Origin of the sequence: Streptomyces sp. NBC_00663, assembly GCF_036226885.1 — a bacterium.
In the GTDB taxonomy this organism is placed as follows: Bacteria; Actinomycetota; Actinomycetes; order Streptomycetales; family Streptomycetaceae; genus Streptomyces.
This window is the reverse complement of the sequence record NZ_CP109027.1, coordinates 1,278,473-1,300,015: the sequence shown is the minus strand read 5'-3', so window position 1 is coordinate 1,300,015 and position 21,543 is coordinate 1,278,473. Positions and strand designations below refer to the sequence as shown.

Genomic DNA, 21,543 nt, shown 5'->3' with positions numbered 1-21,543 from the left:
CCCCCTCAACCCCCTGCCCCCCCATGAACCCCCACTGAAAGGTGAGACCCATGCCCCTCGGACTGCTCCGGCGGCGCTTCAGGAATGCCCCCGGAGGCGCCGCGGGCCACACGCTGCCGGTTCCGGCCGGTGCCGGTGCCGTGGTCCGTGAGGTCCTCGACCCGGTGAACCAGCCGCTGGGCGGCGTCGACGTGACGGTGACCGAACTCCGCGGCCACCAGGTCGTGGCACGCGGCACCACGGACCCGTACGGTCTGTTCCTGGCCGTGCTGCCGCCCGCGAGCTACAGCCTGATGATCGTGGCGGAGGGGCTGGAGCCGCACCGCGAGACCGTCGAGGTCGTCGCCGACGCGGGCCTGTCCTCGGAGCGGGTCTGGCTCCAGCCCGCACGGCAGGCCGAACTCCCGGTCCCCGGCACCTGGCTCTTCGACCCGCCGCACACCGCGATCCGTTTCATCGCCAAGCACGTCGGCATGGCCCATGTGCACGGCCGTTTCGAACGCTTCGAGGGCGGTATCCAGGTCACCCAGGAAGTCGCCGACTCCCGCGTCCATGTCCGCATCGACGCCTCCAGCATCACCACCGGCAACAACACCCGGGACGCCCACCTGCGTTCGGCGGACTTCCTCGACGTCGAGCACTTCCCGTACATCGACTTCCGGAGCACCCGCTTCGCCTACCGGGGCGGCAGCAAGTGGTCGCTGCTGGGCTCCCTGACCATGCACGGCGTGAGCCGCTCGGTGTCGCTGGACACGACGTACCTGGGCATGGTCAACGGCGGCTACGGCGAGGAACTGCGCTGCGCCGCCCTCGCGAAGGCGGAGCTGCACCGCGAGGACTACACCCTCAACTGGCGTTCCATGCTGGCCCGCGGCATCGCGGTCGTCGGCCCCACGGTCCAGCTGGAGTTGGACGTTCAGGCGATGTACCGCACCCACGACACCCCCACGCCGCCGGAGTAACCCCCTCAGGTGCCCCGGTGTCGCCTGAACCCCGGGAAGCACAGCAGCAGCGCCAGTGCGGTCGCCGCCGTCAGTATCCCGCCGCCGGTGATGGCCCAGGTCGCCCCGAAGGACGCCCCGGCGACGCCGTGCGCGAGGTCGCCGAGCCGGGGGCCGCCCGCCGCGATCACGGTGTCGACTCCCTGGAGGCGGCCCCGCATTTCGTCCGGTACCGCGGACTGGAGGACGGATTTGCGGAACACCCCGAGCGTCAGCAGTGCCCCGCCCGCCACCACGAGCCAACCCGCCGCCACCGCGAGCGAGTTCACCAGTCCGAACGCGGCCAGCGCGAACCCCCACACGCACACCGACAGCGCGACCGCGACACCGTGGCGGGAGGTGCGGGTGAGGCCGCCGGAGAACAGCGCCGCGAGCACACCCCCGGCGGAGATCGCCGCGTACAGCACGCCGACGTTCGCCCCCGGGTACGTCTCCCGCGCCAGCTGCGGGAACAGCGCGGCCGGCATGCCCAGGAAGAGCGCCGCGAAGTCGGCGAGATAGACGACCAGCAGGACCTGCCGGCTCGCCAGCAGCCGGAAGCCCGCCGCGAACTGCCATGGGCCCGCGCCCCGTTCGGCGGCGCTGGTGGGTGGCAGGGGCGGCAGCCGCCACACGGCCCACAGCGGGACGCCGAGCGTCGCCGCGTCGGCGAGATACAGCGCCTGCGCCCCGATCACCGGCAGCAGCCCGCCGCCCAGCAGCGGTCCGGCGATCCCGGCCGACCAGGAGACCAGCGACTGCAAAGCGTTCGCGGCGGGCAGCAGCTCGCGCGGCACCAGCCGGGGCACGACCGCCCCGCTCACCGCCGCGTTGGCACCGAAGAGCGCCTGCTGCACCCCGACGAGCGCCAGCAGCACCCCCGCCGACTCCAGCCGCGCCCACGCCTGCGCCCACAGCAGCAGGGACGTCAGCCCGATCCCGGCCGTGGTCGCGAGGAGCACCCGCCGCCGGTCCCGCACGTCCGCCAGCGTGCCGCCCCACAGCGCCGCGAGCGCCATCGGCGCGAATCCCACGAACCCCGCCAGCCCGACGTACGCCGAGGAGCCGGTGAGGTCGTACAACTGCATCGGCACGGCCAGCGCGGTCAGTTGGGCGCCCAGCGTGGTCACCAGGCCGCACGCCCACAGCCGCCGGAACGCGGCCCGCCGCAACGGCCGGACGTCGATCAGTACCCGGCGCACCCTCGCTCCTTACGCAGACATCGGTACGCCGATGCTGCGGGTTCCCCTTCGGGCAAGGTCAACGGGGCAACGGACGGCGGAGGGTCAGGCCTTCGTCCAGGACAGGCCGTCCGGGGTGACCGCGAGGCCGTCGGGGGAGGCCGGTCCTTGGTCGTCGAGCGGGCCGCCGTAAAGGGCCTGTTCCTGAAGGTCGTTGCCGGTGCGGAAGGTCTCGCCGACGACCGGGGCGGACAGGAGAGGGTTCATGCGGCCGTCCGAGACCGTCAACTCGGCTACCGCACCGTCCAGTTGTGCGGCGGACGTCTGCCAGTCCGTGCGGACCACCGCGGAGTCGCGGGAGACCAGCCCGCCCGCCAGCTCGGCGAACGCCGCCGCCTCGCCGAGGTCCACGTTGGTGATCTTCTTCGCCGACCAGAAGTACGAGTCCTCGTTGCGCTCCATGTCGTAGAAGGCGATGAGGAACTCGTAGAACACGCGGTACTCGCGGCGGTAGCGCGCCTCGAACTCGGCGAAGCCCCGCTCCTCGGGCACGCTGCCGTCCAGGGCCGCGTTCACCGAGCGGGCCGCCAACAGGGCCCCGTACGTGGCCAGATGGACGCCGGAGGACAGCACCGGGTCCACGAAGCAGGCGGCGTCGCCGACCAGCGCCATGCCCGGCTTCCAGAGGGACCGTTTCCAGTACGACCAGTCCCGGCGCACCCGCACCTGGTCGTACGGCGCCTCGGTCGCGACCGGTACGCCCGCCACCAGCCGGCTCACCTCCGGGCACGCCTCGATCATGTCCCGCCAGGCGCCCCGCGCGTCCCGCTGCACGGCCGCCGTGTGCTCGGGTGAGATCACCGCGCCGACGCTCGTCAGATCGTCGCGCAGCGGGATGTACCAGAGCCAGCCCGCGTCGAACGCGGCGCAGAAGATGTTGCCGCTGTTCGGCTCGGGCAGCCGGGCCCCGCCCGCGAAGTAGCCGAACACGGCGAGGTTGCGGAAGAAGTCGGAGTAGACGCGGCTCCCGCCGACACCGGAGTGGATCCGGCTGGTGTTGCCGGACGCGTCGATGACGTACTTGCCGTACGCCGTACGGGAGTTGCCGTCCGCGTCGGTGAACTCGACGCCCCGCACCCGCTCGTCGTCGGCGACGACGCGCCGCACCGTGCTGCCCTCGCGCACATCGGCACCGGCCCGCCGGGCGCCCCGCAGCAGGATCTCGTCGAAGCGCGAGCGCTCCACCTGGAAGGCGGTCGCGGTGGGTTCGGGCACACGCGGTGTCATGGCGAAGGAGAACTGCCACGGCTCCGGATCACGGCCCCAGCGCAGGGTGCCGCCGCGCTTGAGGGTGAAGCCGGCCTGCTGGACCTCGTCGGCGACGCCGAGGATCCGGCACAGACCGTGCACGGTGGCGGGCAGCAGCGACTCGCCGATCTGGTAGCGCGGGAAGGTCTCGCGCTCCAGCAGCAGGACCCGGTGCCCGCGCAGGGCCACGGCGGTCGCGGCCGTCGAGCCGGCCGGTCCGCCGCCGACGACGATCAGGTCGTACTCCTGGGTCATGCGTCAACTCCCTTGGTGCGGTGGCTGTTCGGCTCGCTCATGCCGTCAGCCAGGCGCGCATCGCCGCGGCCGTGGTGTCGGCGTCGTGGTGGACGAGGGTGTAGTGGTCGCCGGGGACGTCGACGGCCTCGTGGGGGAGCGGCCAGCGGGGCCGCCAGTCGCTGTTCGGGTCGATGCGGAGCATCTGCGGGGTCGGCCGGCCCCGTACCAGCAGGGTCGGGACAGGTGAGGGCTCCGGTGCCCAGTTCTCCAGTACGCGCGCGTAGCCCCCGCCCGCGATGAGCAGCGAGTCGTCGAACTCGGCGACGACGTCGTCCGGCAGCTCCGCACCGGCCGCCATCAGCGCCAGCGCCCGCTCGTCGTCGCGGCGCAGCACACCCGCGTGCGCGTCGAGCAGGATCAGCCCGGCCGGCGGGACGCCGGACTCGGCGAGTTCCCCGGCCACGGCATGCGCGATCGCACCGCCCGCGCAGTAGCCGACGAGGACGACCTGACCGGTCGCCGACAACGCCTGGACGGAGTCGACATGCGTGCGCACGATCGCGTCCAGCCCCTCCGGCACCGCCCGCCGGGCGCCCAACCCCGGGTGCTCCAGCAGGAACAGGTCGCGCTCGCCGTCGAACTGCTTCGCCAGACCGGCCGGGACGCGGTGGTACGGCGTGAGGTAGTCCGGGATGTACACCAGCGGTGTCCCGGCGCCCTGGGCCAGCCGTACCGGCGCCACCGTGTGCCGGCTCCGGTCGGCGACGGAGAACGCGGGGAGGGCGTGGGAGGCGAGGAAGCGCAGGCCCATCGCCTCGAAGGGGCCGCGCTCGCGCAGGACTTGGTGGTACAGGGGGCCGAAACGGTAGGAGGCCGCCGCGTCCGCCACGTCCGCGCCCTCGACGTCGGCGTCCGGCAGCACCTGACGCAGCGCCTCATGCACATGTGCGGTCAGCTCGGGCAGCGTCGGATGGTCGAACACGACCGACGACGCCAACCGCACCCGGGTGAACGCGCTGAGCCGGTTGCGGAACTGCACCGCCGTCAGCGAGTCGAACCCGAGCTCGGTGAAGGCCCGCTCGGCGGGGAACGCCGCCGCGTCCGGGAAGCCCAGCACCAAGGCCAGTTCGGCGCGGATCAACTCGCGGAGCACGTCCGGGCGTTCGGCCACCGGCACGGACGCGAGCCGCTCACGCCACGCGCCGGGTGCCTGCGCCGGAGCGGTGGTGACGGAGGCGGCGGCCGGACGTCGCGGCAGCAGGTCCGCGAGGACCGGCGGTGCGGTCGGCCCGTTCAGTGCCGTCAGATCCAGCGCCATCGGCACGAGCACCGGCTCGGTGGTGCGCAGGGCCCGGTCGAGGAGGCCGACGCTCTCCTCCTCGCCGACCGACAGCACTCCGCCGTCGGCGAGCCGGTGCGGTGCGACCTGGGCGGCCATGCCGTCCTCGCCGGCCGTGGTCCACGGCCCCCAGGCCAGGGACTGCGCGGGCAGGCCCCGGGCGCTCCGGTGGCGGGCCAGCGCGTCCAGGAATCCGTTGGCCGCCGCGTAGTTGGCCTGGCCCGGGCGGCCCAGCACCCCCGCGGCCGAGGAGTAGAGCACGAACGCGGACAGTCCGAGATCCTTCGTGGCCTCGTGCAGCTGCCAGGCCCCGTCCGCCTTCGGCGTCAGCACGGCCGCCAGCCGCTCCGGGGTCAGGCCGTCCACCACGCCGTCGTCCACGACGCCGGAGAGATGGAACACCGCGGCCAGCGACGCCCCGCAGGACGCCACGAGGGCGTCGACGGCGGCGCGGTCGCTCACGTCGCAGGCCACCACCCGTACCATCGCGTCGAGTTCACCGACCCACGCCGGTGTACAACCGCTGCGCCCGGCCAACACCAGTCGGCGCACCCCGCGTTCGGTGACCAGGTACCGGGCGAGGCTCGCCCCGAGCGCCCCGGTGCCGCCGGTGATCAGCACGGTGTCGTCGGGACCGAGGGCGGGAGCCTCCGACCCGGGGTTCTCCTCCGGCACGGTCAGCCGGGGCACGAGAACGGCACCCTCGTGCAGGGCGACCTGCGGTTCGCCCGTGCGCAGCGCAGCTTCCAGCTCCGCCGGTGACGAGGTGCCCCCGCGTCGGTCGACCAGCACCATCCGGCCCGGGTGCTCGGACTGCGCGCTGCGCACGAGCCCGGCCACCGCCGCCTCGGCCGGGTCGGGATCGTCGCCGGTGGCGTTGTCGGTGAGGATCAGCAGCCTGCCCGGGCGGGCGTCGGCGACCCACTCCCGCACCCGCTCCAGCGTGGCGTCGAGCAGACCCCGTACGCGGTCGGGCATGTCCGTGCCCACGGCGAGACTGGCCACGTCGAACAGCTCGTGGCGCGGATCGGCGTTCCCGTCGGCTGCCGCCGATCGCCATGACACCGCGTACAACTGCGCCCGCACAAGCGGTCGTTGGACGGGCAGCACCCGCGTGACCATCGACTCGACCGCGGCGAGCGGCTGCCCGGCCGGGTCGGTGAGCGTCACCCGGAACTCGTCCGGGCCGAGCCGTTCGAGATGGGCGCGTGCGGCCGTGGCACCCGTCGCGTACACCGTGAGCCCGGCGCAGGTGAGCGGGACGCGTGCCGCGCCGGGCCCCTCGGCCAGGAGCGCGGCGTGCAGGGCCGCGTCGAGCAGCGCCGGGTGCAGGGTGTAGGAAGCGGCGGTCGCCGCCTCCCGTGCGGGCAGGGCCAGGTCGGCGTACAGGGAGTCCCCACGGCGCCACAACGCGGTGACGGCACGGAAGGCGGGCCCATAGGTGTGGCCGTGGGCGGCGAGGCGGTCGTAGTCGACCGGGAGCGGTTCGGCACCGGTGGGCGGCCACACCCGGAGTGGTACGACGGGCGCGGCGCCGACCGGTGCGATCGTCGCCGTGGCGTGCCGCGTCCATGTCTCACCGGCCCGCGCCCATACGGCGACCGGCCGGTTCCCCGCCCCGTCCGGGCCACCGGTGACGACCTGGACGCGCACCGGCTCCGAGGCGGGCAGCACCAGCGGCTCACGGAAGGTGAGCTCCGCCAGCCGGACCCGCCCGGAGGCCCCAGCAGCATGGCAGGCCAGCTCGGCGAAGGCCGCCGCGGGCAGCAGGACCCGGCCGCCGATCACATGGTCGGCGAGCCAGGACTGCCGTACGGGGGACAGCTCCCCGGTGTGCCGTACGCCGGGCCCGTCGGCGTCCGGCTGGGGCTCGCCGAGCAGCGGATGCCCGGCCGCGACCGGATGCCGTACCGCGTGCAGCCAGTAGCGCTGCCGCTGGAACGGGTACGTCGGCAGGGCGCGCGGACGGGCCCCGCTGCCGGCGTACACCGACCGCCAGTCCACCGGCACGCCGCGCACATGCAGGGCGGCGAGGGCCGCGAGCGCTCCCCGGGCGTCGGCGCACGGCGCGAACACCGCGCCCGCGTCCGGCGCGACACACCCTTCGGCCGCCACGGTCAGCGCGGCGGCGGGACCGGCCTCGACGAACGCCGTCACGCCCGCCTCCGCCAGCCAGTTCACCGCATCCGCGAACCGGACGGTCTCGCGCACCTGCCGCACCCAGTGGTCGGCGGTGGCCGGCGCGTCCGGCTCGGGGCGCCCGGTGACCGTGGACACCACGGGCACGGACGGCCGCCGGTACGTCACGGTCTCGGCGACCGCGCGGAACTCTGCGAGCATCGGGTCGAGCAGCGGCGAGTGGAAGGCGTGGCTCACCCGCAGCCGGGTGCTCCGCCCGCCGACCGAGGCGGCCAACGCGGTCACCGCGTCCTCGTCGCCGGACACCACGACCGACGCCGGCCCGTTGACGGCCGCGATCGCCACGCGGCCGGGCGTCTCGGCGAGCCGGCGCGCGACCTCGGCCTCCGGTGCCTGGACAGCGATCATCGCGCCGCCCGCGGGCAGCGCGGCCATGAGCCGGCCCCGTGCGGCCACCAGCCGTACCGCGTCGGCAAGGGAGAACACGCCCGCCAGGTGGGCGGCGGCCAGTTCGCCGGCCGAGTGGCCGACCAGGTAGTCAGGGCGCACACCCCACTCGGCGAGCAGCCGGTGCAGGGCGACCTCGAAGGCGAACAACGCGGGCTGCGCGTAGTCCGTGCGGTCCAGCAGGCCGCCGTCGGGGTCGTCGATCACCTCGCGCAGCGGGCGGTCCAGCAACGGGCCGAACAGCTCGCACACTTCGCTGAAGGAGGCGTCGAACACCGGGAAGGCGGCGGCGAGTTCACGGCCCATACCCGTGCGCTGCGTGCCCTGTCCGGCGCAGAGGAGCGCCAGCTTCGGGCTGCCGCGCACGGTGCCTTTGAGCAGCGCGGGAGTGTCGTCACCGGCGGCCAACCGGAGCATCCCGGCGAGGAGTTCGGAGGCGTCGTCGCCGAGTACGGCCGCCCGGTGGGGGAGTGGCGTCCGTGTGGTCGCCAGTGCGTGGGCCACCTCCAGTGCGTTCTCGTCCGTGACATCCGCCAGTGCCGCCGCCAACTTCCCGGCGTGGGCCCGCAGTCCGGCCTCGTCGCTGCCGCTGACCAGCCAAGGGGTGATCGGCATCCGACGGTTGCTCTCGGCGTGGCCCGCGGTCTCCGCCGGGGGTTCCTCGATGATCAGATGGGCGTTGGTGCCGCCGATGCCGAACGACGAGACCGCCGCCCGGCGCGGCCGGTCGCGGTGCGGCCATGGTCGCGGGCGGTCGAGGAGCCGTACCGCCCCCTCCGACCAGTCCACGTGCGGCGACGGCTCCTCGGCGTAGAGGGAGCGGGGCAGTTCGGCGTGGCGCATCGCCTCGATCATCTTGATGACGCCGGCCACCCCGGCGGCGGCCTGCGGGTGTCCGAGGTTGGACTTGACCGAGCCCAGCCACACCGGGTCGGCCGGGTCGCGGTCCTGGCCGTAGGTGGCCAGCAGGGCGCCCGCCTCGATCGGGTCGCCCAGCGCGGTGCCCGTGCCGTGGCCCTCGATCACGTCGACGTCGGCCGGGCCCAGGCCCGCGTCGGCCAGCGCCAGGCGGATCAGCGCGCGCTGTGCCTCGCCGTTGGGGGCGGTCAGGCCGTTGGACGCGCCGTCGGAGTTCACCGCGGAGCCGCGCAGCACCGCCAGCACCGGATGGCTGTTGCGCCGGGCGTCCGACAGCTTCTCCAGCAGCACCAGGCCCACGCCCTCGGCCCATGCGGTGCCCTCCGCGCCCGCCGCGAACGACCGGCAGCGGCCGTCCGGCGACAGCCCGCGCTGTCTGCTGAAAGCGATGAACGGCTGCGGGCTCGACAGCACCGTCGCCCCGCCGGCCAGGGCGAGTGCGCACTCGCCCGCCCGCAGGGCCTTCGCGGCCAGGTCCATCGCGACCAGCGAGGACGAACACGCCGTGTCCACGGTCATCGTCGGGCCGCGCAGCCCGAGGACGTACGAGATCCGCCCCGAGGCCACACTGCCCGACGAGCCGATGCCGATGTGCGACTCCAGCTCGTGCGGCGAGAGCCCGGTGCCGTACCCGGCGTGCATCAGGCCCACGAACACCCCGGTGCCGCTGCCGCGCAGCGACGGCGCGGGGATGCCGGCGCGCTCCAGCGTCTCCCACGCGACCTCGAGCAGCAGCCGGTGCTGCGGGTCCATCGCCAGCGCCTCGCGCGGGGAGATCCCGAAGAACAGCGGGTCGAAGTCGGCCGCCGAGTCGAGGAATCCGCCGCGTCGGGTGTACGTCGTCCCGAGCCGGTCGGGGTCCGGATCGTGCAGGGCGTCGACGTCCCAGCCGCGGTCGGCGGGGAAGTCACCGGTGGCGTCCACCCCGTCGGACACCAGCCGCCACAGGTCCTCCGGGGAGCTCACCCCGCCCGGGTAGCGGCAGCCGACGGCCACGATCGCGATCGGCTCGGCCTCCGGACCACGCGGCGGCGGGACCGGCGCCGGCGCCTCGCCGCTCATCCGGGTGTCCAGGAAGGCGGCGACCGCGGCCGGGTTCGGGTGGTCCCAGACCAGGGTCGCCGGCAGCCGCAGTCCGGTGCGCAGGCTGAGCCGGTGCCACAGGGTCATGGCGTCCATCGAGGTCAGCCCGAGATCGGCGAACGCGGTGGCGGGATCGGCCACCGCGCCCCGGATCACCTCGGCCTCCCGGCACACCAACTCCGTGAGCGCCAAGCGCCGTTCGCCGGCCGTTAAAGCGGCCAGTCCCGCCAGGTCGGGTGCCGGGGGCCGCTCGGCGAGCGTCTCGCGCAGTACCGCCCGCCGTGGCTTGCCCGCCGCCGTACGCGGCACGGCCGGCGTGAACAGCACCTCCTCGGGCACCTTGTGCGCCGACAGCACCGCGGCGCACCCCCGCAACAGACCGGCGGGGTCCAGCGACTGCTCCGCCGGCACCACGAACGCCACCGGGACCTCGCCCAGCAGCGGATGCGCCCGCGCGACCACGGCCGCGTCCCGCACCCCGGGCAGTGCGCGCAGCACCCGCTCGACCTCGGCCGGGTCGACGTTCTCACCGCCCCGCACGATCCGGTCGTTGAGCCGCCCGGTGACGGTCAGACAGCCGTCCGCACCGAGTCGCCCCAGGTCACCCGTGCGGTACCAGCCCTCGCGCACGGCGTCGGCGTCCGCCTCGGGCCGGTTGTGGTAGCCGAGCATGACACCGGGGCCGCGCACCCAGATCTCGCCCTGGCCACCCACGACGTCCAGGCCGCTGTCCGGATCGACCAGCCGGACGTCCATGCCGGGCACCGGCGTTCCGCTGCTCCCCGGCACCCGCGGCCCGTCGACCGATTCCATGGCGATCTTGCCGCAGGTCTCGGTGGAGCCGTACCCGTCGAGCAGCGGCGCCCCGAGCCGCCGTTCCACCTGCTCCCGCAGCTCCGGGTCGCTCGGCGCGCCCGCGGTGACACACACGCGCAGCGAGGGCACCGCGCCGACGCCGCTGTCGAGGAGCTGCCGGAAGGTGAGCGGCACCCCGCCGAGCACGGTCGGCTCGAACTCGCCGATCAGCCGGGTGAGATGGGCGGGGTCGGGCCCCGAGGTGATACGCGCGCTCGCCCCGGCCACCGTCGTGCCGAGCACGCACAGCGAGTGGGCGTAGGTGTGGGCGAGGGGCAGGGGCCAGAGCACCCGGTCCGTGGCGGTGAGTCCGAGGCGCGGCAGATAGCAGGCGAACGACGACCAGAGCGCGGAGCGCTGACTCGACACGGCCGCCGTGGGGGTGCCGGAGGTACCGGAGGTGTAGAGCAGCCAGGCGGGTTCGTCCAGTCCGAGGTCGTCGCGGGGCGCGGCCCGGTCTTCCGCGAGGAGGTCCTCGAAGTGCGCGGCGCCCTCCGGTACGGCTCCTTCCCCGATCACCACCAGCCGCACCGGCCGCCCCGCGACCATCCCCGCGATCCGCGGCAGCCGCCGCTGGTCGGTGACGACGACGGCGGGATCGCAGTCGGCCAGCAGCTGCACCAGCTCGGTATGGGTGGCCCGCGGCGGCAGCGGCACCCCGACGGCCGCGGCCCGCACGGTGGCCAGCAGCCCCTCGACCAGCTCGACGCCGTTGTCCAGGCAGAACGCCACTGTGGTGCCGCGCTCGACCCCTAGTCCGGCCGCCAACCTGGCCGTCCTGCGCTCCAGTTCGGCCCAGCTCACCGCGCGCCGGTCGTCGGCGAACGCGAGCTTGTCGCCGTACCGTACGGCGTTCTCCGCGAGCAGTTCCGGCACCGGCCGGACCCTGATCGCATCCGCCACACCCATCGGGCCTCCTGTCGAGGGGAGTCCGCTCCGCTGCGGATCTTGGAGCAGCCTATGTCGCTGCGCTCCAACGACGCGCCGGAGCGTGGCCAGTTGAGCCGGGGCGCGAGCTGTTCGAGAGAGTGACCGAATTGGTATGGACCTGGCCGCGATCGGTCGCTAGGCTCGGCCCGGCCACCCTCCTGAGAGCGCTCTCAGCATCTGCTGTTCCCCGCTGTTCCATCCCCACTCCACTGGAACGACGAAGGGCAACCCCCATGAGACGCACCAGACTTACGCACGCCGTCCTGGCCGTGCTGCTCACGCTCGGCGCCGGTGTCGCCGCCGGCGGCACGCCCGCTTCCGCCGACGGCGCCCGCACGGCGAAGGCGCCCGCGTCCGCCGGTCTCCTCACCGCGATGCAGAGCGACCTGCACCTCACCAGGGCCCAGGCCGAGAAGCGGCTCGCCGCCGAGCGGCGGGCCACGGCCGCCGAACCCAAGGCCCGCCGGGCCGCCGGGAGTTCACTCGGCGGCACCTGGTACGACGCCGACGCCGCGACCCTGACCGTGGGCCTCACCCCGGACGCGACGCGAGCGACCGTCCGAGCGGTACGAGCCACCGGCGCCGACGTCCGCACCGTCGCTCACACGGCCCGTGAACTCGCCGCCACCCAGGACCGCCTCGACCGGCTCACCGCCCCGGCGGGCGTGGCGAGTTGGCATGTCGACCCACGGGCGAGCACGATCGTCGTCAACGTCGTCGCGAGTGAGAAGGCCGACAACGATGTCCGGCGCTTCGTGGACCGGGCCCACCGCGCCGGCCCCGTCACCGTCCGGCACATCGCCACCGCGCCGCGGACCTTCGCCGCCGGAACCGTCGGCGGCGACCCCTTCTACACCGGCAACGTCCGCTGCTCCATAGGCTTCTCGGTGTACGGCGGGTTCATCACCGCCGGGCACTGCGACCAGCACACCGGCGCCGTCTACGGCTGGGACCGCAGCTACATCGGCAACTTCCAGGGCTCGTCGTTCCCGGACAACGACTACGCCTGGGTCAACGTGGGCAGCGGCTGGTGGACGGTGCCGGTCGTGCTCGGCTGGGGCACCGTCTCCGACCAGCTCGTGCGCGGGTCCAACGTGGCGCCCGTCGGCTCGTCCGTCTGCCGCTCGGGTTCGACCACGCACTGGCACTGCGGCACGGTCCTCGCCATGAACGAGACCGTCAACTACAGCCAGGGCGCGGTGCGTCAGATGACCAAGACCAGCGTCTGCGCCGAACCCGGTGACTCCGGCGGCTCGTTCATCAGCGGCGACCAGGCCCAGGGCGTCACCTCCGGCGGCTGGGGCAACTGCTCCGGCGGGGGCGAGACCTGGTTCCAGCCCGTCAACGAGATCCTCAACCGGTACGGCCTGACCCTCCACACCGCCTGAACCCGCGTGGGCTCGGCCACACTTGGGGTCGGGCCCACGCTTCACACACCGCCCCTGCCGTGCCGGCGGCCGACAGCAGGAGACAGAGCAGCCCGTCCGGCCCGCCGGAACTGCCCTTGCGCCCCACGGACGAGTGACCCGCAGCTCCGCGGGGTGCGGCGTGCTCCTGGACGAGAGGCTCCTGGGAGGCCCGGGTCGCCGTCGGCTCAGCGCGGGCGCGGCAGCGTCGGCACGATGGTTCAGTCGCGCGTGGGTGCGGTGCTCTCCCGGCGCTCTCCTCGGCGGGCCTCCCGTCGGCGGCGGCCGGAAGGTCAGCCGCGTGGGCGCGCGGCGCCCTTCCCGAGTCGTGCCCGCGGCGGCGCCGTGCTCGCCCGCAGCGCCAGCTGTGTCGGGACCAGGTCGTTGCCCGGGCGGACGCCGCCCGGGGTGCGGATCTGCTGGAGCGCCGTCCGCACACAACGGCGGCCCACCTCGGTGAAGTCCTGGTGGACGGTGGTCAGCGGCGGCACGAAGTAGGCGGCGTCCGGGATGTCGTCGAAGCCGACGACACTGACCTCGCCGGGCACCGAGACCCCGCGCTCGTGGAAGGCCCGCAGCAGGCCCAGCGCCATCTGGTCGTTGGCCGCGAACACCGCCGTGCAGTCGGGCTCGTCGGCCAGCGCGAGCCCGGCCGCGTACCCGGACGCCGCCGTCCAGTCCCCGTGCAGCGGCTCCGGCACCGGACACTCCGCCTCCTCCAGCACCGCGCGCCATGCCTGCGTCCGGCGCTGCCCGGCGAAGGAGGCCTCGGGGCCGGTCAGATGCCACACGGTGCGGTGGCCCAGGTCCAGCAGATGCCGTACGGCCTTGCGGGCGCCGTCGGCCTGGTCGGTGTCGACCACGCTGTAGCGGTCGCCGGCGTCGGAGTCCACGACGACGACATGCGCCCCCGGCGGGAGCTGGACCGTGCCGGTGTCCAGCAGATGGACCTCCATGATGACGATGACGGCGTCGACCGCCAGCTCGCCCATGCGGGTGAAGGCGCCCAGCACGTTGTCCTGGGTCGGCACGTCGATCGGGATCAGGGTGATCGCGTACCCCTCGGCCGCGGCGTGCGTGGCGATCGCCTCCACGGTGCGGCTGTTGCCGGTCGAGGCCAGGTCGAAGAGGATCACGCCGATGGTGTTGAACTGGCCGTAACGCAGGGCGCGGGCCGCGCTGTTGGGACGGTAGCCGAGCTCCCGCATCGCCGCGAGGACCTGCTCCCGCGTCGACTCGATCACCCCGGGGTGGCCGTTGGAGACCCGCGACACGGTCTGCGACGACACCCCCGCGAGCTGGGCCACGTCGGCCATGGACACCCGCTGTCTGCGGCGCCCGCCGGGCACCCCGGAACCGCCTCGCTCCACCACTGGTGCCTCCCTCGGCCGTCATGGACCCCGTCCCTGTCGCAAGGGATGTTACGTGTGGGAAACCTTGACGGTCGTCGGGGCGGATGCCACGATTCCGGCGCCGTGATGTTTACGTAAACATCCTGTCCCCCCGGAAGGGTACGTCGATGCGCAAGACCCCAGTCAGCACCCGCCTCAAGCCCCGTACACGGGCCGCCCTCGCCGCCGTCGCGATCGCCGCCGTCACCGGCGCCGGCCTCGCGGGCAGCCCCGCCTCCGCCGCGCCGAGCATCGACACCACCCAGTTCAAGGGGGTCAACTGGGCCGACCCGCGCGACAACTTCGCCGACGACCTGCTCCAGCTGTCCGGCCTGTCGACCAGCGACACCTACGCCCAGACCTATGCCAAGGCCAGCCGGATCATCTCCGGGTTCCGCGCCAACCTCGGCGCCAACACGGTCCGGCTGCCGATCAACCCGTACACGGTCAACGGCTCCTACTGGAAGTCCTACCGTGGGGTCATCGACGCCGCGACGGCCCACGGCTTCAAGGTGATCGTGTCCTACTGGGAGGGCACGGGTGACCGCAAGGACGGCTACATCGACGACGAGGCCACCTACTGGCCGATGTGGAACACGGTCGTCAAGGCCTACAAGGGCAACTCGAAGGTCTACTTCGAGCCGATGAACGAGCCCCACGGCTACACCGACACTGAGTGGGCCGACATCGCGGCCAAGTGGCTGGACACCTACAAGTCCGTGCCGCGCAACCGCGTCTTCGTCAGCGGCGCCGGCTACAACGACCACGTCACGTCCGTCTGCGCCGACCCGCGCCTGAAGGGCACGTACCTCTCCCTGCACCACTACGGCTTCTGGAAGTCGTACGCCACCTACGACGAGTGGGTCGCCGACCTCAAGGTGCGCATCGGCGACTGCGCCAACCGGACCGTCGCCGACGAGTTCGGCGCGCCGATGACCACGGGCCTGAACTACAACGTGAAGACGCCGGACGACAACTTCGTCAACTACATCCAGGCCGTCACCGACACCTTCCGCGAGCTGAAGATGGGCTCGGTGTACTGGCCGGGCCTGCGCACCGACGACATCTACTCGATACAGGAGCTGACCGGCGACCTGGCCAAGCCCTCGCTGAAGACCACCAACCAGTCCGGCGCGGACCGGCTGGCCTGGGCCTGGCAGCGCGGCAAGCCGGTCGGCGAGTGAGCTGATCCGGCGGGGTGCCGTCCGTCAGCCGGCGGACGGCACGCCCCGGGCCCGGTGGCGGCGGACCGCGTCGCGGTTGGCGCAGCGCTGGGAGCAGTAGCGCTGCCGTCCGGTGCGGGAGGTGTCGGCGAAGACCGTGGTGCACTCGGTGACCGCGCAGCGGCTGAGGCGGTGCATGCCGCGGCCCGCCAAGTGCAGTGCCGTGCCGACCGAGATGAGTGACGAGAGGACCTCGCCGAGCGGCTGGCGGTCGTCGCGGTAGTGCAGATGCCAGCCGCTGCCGACGTGATTGGTCATGCGGGGGTGGGCCGCCGCCGCGGCCAGCATCTCGTTGACCAGCGCGGCGCGTTCGCGCTCCTCGCTCGCTTCGACGACCTTCTCCCACGCGTCGAGCGTCGCCCCGACGCGATCGAGGTCCTCCGGCGTGACCGGCCCCTCCACCGCGACCCCGGCGGCCCGGCAGCGCTCCGCGAGCTCCCGGACGTCGGCCGGGCGGCGGTTGACCAGGTCGGCGGCGAGGTTCACGGCATCCGTGCCGTAAGGGTTGAGGTGCACAAGGTCATTACAGCAGGCTCGTCGGCATGGGACAACGCACCGCGATCCGCTCCGCAGTCCGTCAGGCGGGCGAGTACGACCTCGTCGAACTGCTGCGCCTGCGGGCCCTGTTGTTCGACGGTCTCGACGACTCCTTCTTCAACTCCGCGTCCGGGGACGAGGGATGGCTGGACGCCTTGGCCGTGGTCCTGCGGGAGCAGCTGACCGCGGACACCGTGCGCGTCCTCGTCGTGGACGGCGACGGCGGGCGGCTCGCCGCCTGCGGGATCGGTGTCGTCGAACAGCGGCTGCCCGGCCCGCACCTCGTCAACGGCCGGATCGGTCAGGTCATCGGCGTCGTCACCGACCCCGCGCAGCGGCGGCGCGGGCACAGCCGCGCGATCATGCGGGGGCTGCTCGACTGGTTCCGGGAGCGCGAGGTGGCCCGGGTGGACCTCTACGCCTCCGCCGAGGGTGAACCTCTCTACCGTGACCTGGGGTTCACCGACCATCCCGATCCCTCGCTGTACTGGCGCCCCTGAGACGCGGGTTCACCGCAGGTACGCCCCCAGCCTGGCGATCGCCGACGGGTTGCGCGGGCTCTCGACCAGGTCCACGTAGTCGAGGACGAAGATCCGCCGGTGCTTGACGGCGGAGACATGGCGCAGCGGGGCGTACGACAGCAGGAACTTCTTCTTCTGTTCGGCGCTCACGTCCCCGTAGTCGCAGATGACGATGACGTCGGGGTCGCGCTCCACGACGCTCTCCCAGCCGACGGTGGTCCAGGAGTCCTGGACGTCGTGCATGACGTTGACGCCGCCGGCCTCGCTGATGATCTGGTCGGGGGCGGCGTAGCGGCCCGAGGTGAAGGGCTGGTCCTGGCCGCTGTCGTAGAGGAAGACCTTGGGGCGCTTGGCCGGGGCCTTCGCGTGGACGTCGGCCACCTGCTTCCTGAAGCCGGCGATCAGTGTCGCCGCCCGCTTCTCGACACCGAACAGCTTTCCGAGGTTGGTGAGATCGGTGTACAGGGCGTCCAGGGGCGGCATGATGCCGCGCGCGGTCTCGGTACGGCCGTTGCGGCAGGACTCGGTGAGGACGTACGAGGGGATGCCGAGCTTCTTCAGGGCGTCCGGGGTGAAGCCGGCGTCCTCGCGGAAACCGTAGTTCCAGCCGGCGAGGACGAAGTCACCGCGGGCGTCGAGGACGTTCTCCTTGGTGAGCTGGTCCTTGGACAGCCACTTCACCCTGTCGTAGCCGTCCTTCCAGGGCACGCCGGTGAGATCGCCCTTGTCGTCGGGCATGGCGAACCCGGCCATCCGGTCCTCCAGGCCGAGCGCGAACATCAGCTCGGTGATACCGACGTCGTTGGTCACCACCCGTTCGGGAACCTTGTCGTAGGTCACCTTGTGGCCGCAGTTGGTGAGAGTGACGGCGGTGGACTTCGCGTCCTTCGCCGACTCCACCGACGCTCCGCATCCGGTGGCGGTGGCGGCGAGGCAGAGGGTGGCGGCGAGCAACTTGCGCATGGGAGTCCTTAGTCGGCGGGCAGGAGGTCGAAGAGGAGCTGAGTGACCCCGGTCTCGGGATGCCGTACGGGATGGCCGCGGACGCCGAACACCTCGGCCAGCAGCGTGGGTCGGAGCACGTCGTGCGGGGGACCCGAGGCGACGATCCGGCCGTCCGCGATCACGTACAGAAGATCGCAGTGCGCGGCGGCCAGGTTGAGGTCGTGCAGGGCGGCGAGCGCGGTCACGCCGCTGTCCCGGACCAGCCGCAGCACCTCCAACTGGTGGGCGATGTCGAGGTGGTTGGTCGGCTCGTCCAGGACCAGCACCCGCGGCTGCTGGGCGAGCGCGCGGGCGATCAGCACCCGCTGTTTCTCACCACCCGACAGGGAAAGGAACCCCCGGTCGGCGAGGTGGGCGACGCCGGTGCGTGCCATGGCCCGCGCGCAGATCTCCGCGTCGGACGCCGCCGTACGCTCCCGGTGCGGCAGCCGTCCCATGGCCACCACCTCGGCGACCGTGAAGTCGAACTCGGCCGCCGACTCCTGCGGCAGCGCGGCCAATGAGCGCGCGGCGGCCCTTGACGGCAGCGCGTGCACGTCGTCCCCGGCCAGCCGCACCACACCGGTGGTCGGCCGCAGCGCCCGGTACACACAGCGCAGCAGCGTCGACTTGCCGCTGCCGTTGGGGCCGACGAGCCCGACGAACGCCCCGCTGTCCACGGCGAGTCGAACCCCGTCGAGAATCCCGGCGACACTCACGTCCTCGATGTCGAGCCGCATGTCAGCGACCTCCGAACGCGTAGCCGCCGCGCCGCATGAGAAGGAGGAAGGCGGGCACCCCGACCACGGCGGTGATCACCCCGACCGGCAGTTCGGCGGGGGCGAGCAGCAGCCGGGACAGCACATCGGCCCACACCAGCAGGACGGCCCCGGCGAGCGGGGCCACGGCCAGCACCCGCCGGTGGTCGGCGCCGACCAGCATCCGTACGACGTGCGGCACCATCAGCCCGACGAACCCGATGGCCCCGCTCACCGCGACCACGGTCCCGGTCACGGCGGCGGTGACGAGGAACAACTCGCGCCGCAGCAGGGCCGCCCGGACCCCGAGCGCGGCCGAGGTCTCGTCGCCCATCGCCAGCGCGTTCAGCGACTCCGCCCGCCACCGCAGCCACGCCCACCCCGCCGCCACGGTCACCGCGACCAGCGGCACCTGGGTCCAGGTCGCCCCGCCCAGACTGCCCAGCAGCCACATCAGCGCCGACCGGGCCGCCTCGCCGCGCGCCGCCCCGAACACCATCACGGTGGTGACCGCCTCGAAGCCGTACGCCAGTGCGGTACCGGTCAGGACCAGCCGCAACGGAGTCAGCCCGTGCGGTGAACGGGCCACCGCGTACACCAGCACCATGGCCGCCAGCGCGGACAGGAACGCCGACACCGACAGCGCCCACACGCCGAGCTCCGCGAACGCCCCCAGCAGGATGACCGCGTTGGCGCCCACCGCAGCGCCCGAGGAGATGCCGAGCACGAACGGATCGGCGAGGGCGTTGCGCACCATCGCCTGGACGGCGACCCCGACGGCCGCCAGCCCCGCGCCGACGACCGCGCCGAGCACCACCCGGGGCAAGCGGATCTCCCAGACGATGGTGTAGGCGGCGGCGTCGTCCGCGTGCACGGTCCCACCGGTCAGGCCGGCCCACAGGAACCGGAGGACGTCCGCCCACCCGATCCCGGCCGCGCCCAGTCCCACGCCGCCGACGAGGGACGCGGCGAGAAGCAGTACGAGCCCGGCGACGAGCGGTGGCAGGGGTATGCGGCTGGGGGTGGGACTTCGGCGCACGGTCGGGGCGGTCCTTCGCCTGGGGCCGCCTGCGGAACTCGGTCAGGGAGGCGGCCCGTACGACAGCCATGCCGTGCGGTCCCCTCTCGCAGTCCACGGCGAGCAGTCAACGGGTCGCACCACCCACAGGCGATCGGGCTCACGCGACGGAGGTAGGGCGTCGCGCACACCGTTGCGGGTCAGCGCCGGACTCTCACCGGACTTCCCCCGCGGGAGGCTCCGGGAGCGTAGCAAACGTATGGGGTACCGGAGTTCAGCGGGCCGGGCGTCGGCCGGCTTCGTGCCGCACGCCCGCTCAGGCGGCCGTGGCCACGCGTTCGCGGGGCTCGTTGCGGCGGAAGGCCCAGGTCAGGTCCGGTTCCATGACGCAGCGGAACAGGCGGCGCACAGGCGGGGTGCACAGCAGGGTGACGACCGTCGCGGCGACGGCCGTCACGGCGACCGCCCCGAGGGGCTCGTGGACCCAGGCGGGGTCGTACCAGCCCCAGGGCTCGGAGCCCCGCGCGACGAACCCGTGCAGCAGATAGCCGTACAGCGTGCCCGCGCCCAGCGTGGTGAACCACGTCCGGCGCCCGGGCACCCAGGCGAGGAAGCACGCGACCAGCAGCGTCGAGCAGCCGAAGACCACCGGTGTCATCAACAGGCCTGACCAGCCCGGCGCGCCGAGTTCCTGGACGCTGTCCCGGTGGTAGAACCAGGCCCCGCTCATCCGCGGCACCGCCCAGTACGCGACACCCAGCGCGCCCACGAACACCGGCACCGCCAGCACACGCGCCGAGCGGCGGCGCACCAGCCGGAGATGCTCCGGCCTCAGGCAGAGGCCCAGGACGAAGTACGGCAGGAACTGGAGTGTGCGCTGGAGATCGAGGTCCTCGCCGATCGACGGCGTCATGCTCGCGGCCACGGCCACACCGAGGGCGAGCGGCAGCGGCCACCGCACCGACCGCCACACCGGGGTCGTCAGCCGCCAGATGAACAACGCGGCCAGGAACCAGGTCAGATACAGCGGTTCCAGGAGGCTGACCGGCCGGTCCGGGGCGCCGTCGGTCCACCTCGTCCAGAGGGTGTACGCCGTCTCGAAGACGACGTAGGGGAGGGCGACCCCCGTCACCAGCCGTCTCAGCCGCCGCGGGCTCGCGTCGAAGGACCGGGAGAAGTAGCCGGCGACGACGATGAACGCCGGCATGTGGAAGGCGTACACGAGCATGTAGAGCGCGCTGACCGTCCGGCTGCCGTCCCGCAGCGGCTCCCACGCGTGCCCGGTCGCGACCAGGAGGATCGCCAGGTACTTGGCGTTGTCGAAGAACGCGTCACGTTCCGCGGTGGGGCGGCCGGGCTCGGGTGGGGTCGACGGGACCACGGTGGCGGGAAGCGGGGACATCCCCCGCGCCTGACCACTTCGGGGCGCCTCAAACGTCCACGGCAGGGTGCTTCGTGGCGCCTCGCCGGTGGGCGGTCACCTCAGGCGGCGGGCCGCACCAGGCCCGTCTCGTAGGCGAAGACCACCGCGTGGACGCGGGCGCGTGCCCCGATCTTGGCGAGGATGTGGCTGACGTGGGACTTCACGGTCGTCGGGGCGATGTTCAGCCGGGCCGCGATCTCGGCGTTGGACCAGCCGGCGGCGATGGCGGTGAGGACGTCGCGTTCCCGCTCGGTGAGCGTGTGCAGACCGACCCCGTTCGCGGCGGGGCGGACCGGCTGCTGCTGCCGGACGGTGTCGATGAGGGCGCGGGTGAGATTGGGGGTGATGACGGCGTCCCCGACGCCCACGACCCGGATCGCCGCGATCAGTTCCTCGGGGGCGGCGTTCTCCAGCACGAAGCCGCCGGCTCCGGCCCGCAGGGCGGCGGAGGCGTACTGCTCGTGGGTGTCGGGGATGAGGACGAGGACCCGCGGCGGCCGGGTCGCGGCTTCGGCGAGACCGGGGGCGGCGGCGAAGGCCGGAGGGTGCGTGATCCGGCGGATGACATCGATGCCGTCGGTGTCCTGGACGCGGCCGTCCAGCAGGACGACGTCGGGGCGGAGCACGGCGCTCATCCGGACCGCCTCGGCGCCGGTGGTCGCCTCGCCGGCGACGGTCAGGTCGGTCTGGTCCGTCAGGAGCATGCGCAGGCCGAGCCGCTGGAGCGACTGGGTGCTGACGATGAGGACAGAGGTCATGGGCGACCCTCCTGAACGAAACGGTTTCGTTCGCTTGAGCCTCAGCATAGCCCCGCCACCAGAGAAACGACATCGTTCTCCTCGTGGTCTGGATCACCTCTCCGGCC

The 21,543-nt window shown here is 73.1% G+C and carries 14 protein-coding genes; 4 read left to right on the top strand and 10 right to left on the bottom strand.

The annotated features are described in order from the left end of the window. The first annotated feature begins 50 nt into the window (after window positions 1–50). Window positions 51–962, top strand: coding sequence for a YceI family protein (locus OG866_RS05910; RefSeq protein WP_329332364.1), 912 nt, complete (start codon window positions 51–53; stop codon window positions 960–962). A gap of 5 nt (window positions 963–967) precedes the next feature. On the opposite strand, the gene OG866_RS05905 is transcribed toward OG866_RS05910, so the two are convergent. The 3 genes from OG866_RS05905 to OG866_RS05895 all read right to left on the bottom strand — a co-directional run bounded on the left by OG866_RS05905 (window position 968) and on the right by OG866_RS05895 (window position 11,396). Further along, window positions 968–2,182 carry an MFS transporter gene (locus tag OG866_RS05905; protein WP_329332363.1) on the bottom strand — a complete coding sequence of 405 codons (1,215 nt, stop codon included), beginning with the start codon at window positions 2,180–2,182 and terminating at the stop codon, window positions 968–970. Window positions 2,183–2,266: 84 nt separating this feature from the next. Continuing rightward, window positions 2,267–3,724, bottom strand: coding sequence for a tryptophan 7-halogenase (locus OG866_RS05900; protein ID WP_329332362.1), 1,458 nt, complete (start codon window positions 3,722–3,724; stop codon window positions 2,267–2,269). A 37-nt stretch (window positions 3,725–3,761) separates the two neighbouring features. Then, complete coding sequence (locus OG866_RS05895) at window positions 3,762–11,396, bottom strand: type I polyketide synthase (protein ID WP_329332361.1); 7,635 nt, start codon at window positions 11,394–11,396, stop codon at window positions 3,762–3,764. Window positions 11,397–11,650: 254 nt separating this feature from the next. Between OG866_RS05895 and OG866_RS05890 the strand changes: the two genes are divergently transcribed. Continuing rightward, window positions 11,651–12,805, top strand: a complete 1,155-nt coding sequence (locus OG866_RS05890; RefSeq protein ID WP_329332360.1) for a S1 family peptidase — start codon at window positions 11,651–11,653, stop codon at window positions 12,803–12,805. A gap of 311 nt (window positions 12,806–13,116) precedes the next feature. Here the strand turns inward: OG866_RS05890 and OG866_RS05885 are convergent, their stop codons facing one another. Further along, complete coding sequence (locus OG866_RS05885; protein WP_329332359.1) at window positions 13,117–14,196, bottom strand: LacI family DNA-binding transcriptional regulator; 1,080 nt, start codon at window positions 14,194–14,196, stop codon at window positions 13,117–13,119. A 146-nt stretch (window positions 14,197–14,342) separates the two neighbouring features. On the opposite strand from OG866_RS05885, the gene OG866_RS05880 reads away from it, so the two are divergent. Further along, window positions 14,343–15,398 (top strand): glycoside hydrolase family 5 protein, encoded by a 1,056-nt coding sequence (locus tag OG866_RS05880; protein ID WP_329332358.1) that lies wholly within the window; start codon window positions 14,343–14,345, stop codon window positions 15,396–15,398. Between the two features lie 24 nt (window positions 15,399–15,422). On the opposite strand, the gene OG866_RS05875 is transcribed toward OG866_RS05880, so the two are convergent. Continuing rightward, window positions 15,423–15,953: a CGNR zinc finger domain-containing protein gene (locus tag OG866_RS05875; RefSeq protein WP_329332357.1), complete on the bottom strand. Its 531-nt coding sequence runs from the start codon at window positions 15,951–15,953 to the stop codon at window positions 15,423–15,425. A gap of 26 nt (window positions 15,954–15,979) precedes the next feature. Between OG866_RS05875 and OG866_RS05870 the strand changes: the two genes are divergently transcribed. Next, window positions 15,980–16,474: a GNAT family N-acetyltransferase gene (locus OG866_RS05870; protein WP_329332356.1), complete on the top strand. Its 495-nt coding sequence runs from the start codon at window positions 15,980–15,982 to the stop codon at window positions 16,472–16,474. Between the two features lie 9 nt (window positions 16,475–16,483). Here the strand turns inward: OG866_RS05870 and OG866_RS05865 are convergent, their stop codons facing one another. The 5 genes from OG866_RS05865 to OG866_RS05845 form a co-directional block, all read right to left on the bottom strand. Next, window positions 16,484–17,458, bottom strand: coding sequence for an ABC transporter substrate-binding protein (locus OG866_RS05865; protein WP_329332355.1), 975 nt, complete (start codon window positions 17,456–17,458; stop codon window positions 16,484–16,486). Between the two features lie 8 nt (window positions 17,459–17,466). Continuing rightward, window positions 17,467–18,219 (bottom strand): ABC transporter ATP-binding protein, encoded by a 753-nt coding sequence (locus OG866_RS05860; RefSeq protein WP_329332354.1) that lies wholly within the window; start codon window positions 18,217–18,219, stop codon window positions 17,467–17,469. Window position 18,220: 1 nt separating this feature from the next. After that, window positions 18,221–19,276: a FecCD family ABC transporter permease gene (locus OG866_RS05855; RefSeq protein ID WP_329332353.1), complete on the bottom strand. Its 1,056-nt coding sequence runs from the start codon at window positions 19,274–19,276 to the stop codon at window positions 18,221–18,223. A 295-nt stretch (window positions 19,277–19,571) separates the two neighbouring features. Beyond that, complete coding sequence (locus OG866_RS05850; RefSeq protein ID WP_329332352.1) at window positions 19,572–20,657, bottom strand: acyltransferase family protein; 1,086 nt, start codon at window positions 20,655–20,657, stop codon at window positions 19,572–19,574. A gap of 80 nt (window positions 20,658–20,737) precedes the next feature. Further along, a complete protein-coding gene (locus OG866_RS05845; RefSeq protein ID WP_329332351.1) occupies window positions 20,738–21,436 on the bottom strand; it encodes a response regulator transcription factor in 699 nt (232 codons plus the stop codon). Between the last annotated feature and the right edge of the window lie 107 nt (window positions 21,437–21,543).

What these genes read in the sequence shown, in the direction of transcription:
- OG866_RS05910 (WP_329332364.1), top strand. Translation starts at nt 51, where the DNA reads ATGCCCCTCGGACTGCTCCGGCGGCGCTTCAGGAATGCCCCCGGAGGC.
- OG866_RS05870 (WP_329332356.1), top strand. Translation starts at nt 15,980, where the DNA reads ATGGGACAACGCACCGCGATCCGCTCCGCAGTCCGTCAGGCGGGCGAG.
- OG866_RS05865 (WP_329332355.1), bottom strand. Translation starts at nt 17,458, where the DNA reads ATGCGCAAGTTGCTCGCCGCCACCCTCTGCCTCGCCGCCACCGCCACC.
- OG866_RS05895 (WP_329332361.1), bottom strand. Translation starts at nt 11,396, where the DNA reads ATGGGTGTGGCGGATGCGATCAGGGTCCGGCCGGTGCCGGAACTGCTC.
- OG866_RS05890 (WP_329332360.1), top strand. Translation starts at nt 11,651, where the DNA reads ATGAGACGCACCAGACTTACGCACGCCGTCCTGGCCGTGCTGCTCACG.
- OG866_RS05900 (WP_329332362.1), bottom strand. Translation starts at nt 3,724, where the DNA reads ATGACCCAGGAGTACGACCTGATCGTCGTCGGCGGCGGACCGGCCGGC.
- OG866_RS05850 (WP_329332352.1), bottom strand. Translation starts at nt 20,657, where the DNA reads ATGTCCCCGCTTCCCGCCACCGTGGTCCCGTCGACCCCACCCGAGCCC.
- OG866_RS05880 (WP_329332358.1), top strand. Translation starts at nt 14,343, where the DNA reads ATGCGCAAGACCCCAGTCAGCACCCGCCTCAAGCCCCGTACACGGGCC.
- OG866_RS05860 (WP_329332354.1), bottom strand. Translation starts at nt 18,219, where the DNA reads ATGCGGCTCGACATCGAGGACGTGAGTGTCGCCGGGATTCTCGACGGG.
- OG866_RS05845 (WP_329332351.1), bottom strand. Translation starts at nt 21,436, where the DNA reads ATGACCTCTGTCCTCATCGTCAGCACCCAGTCGCTCCAGCGGCTCGGC.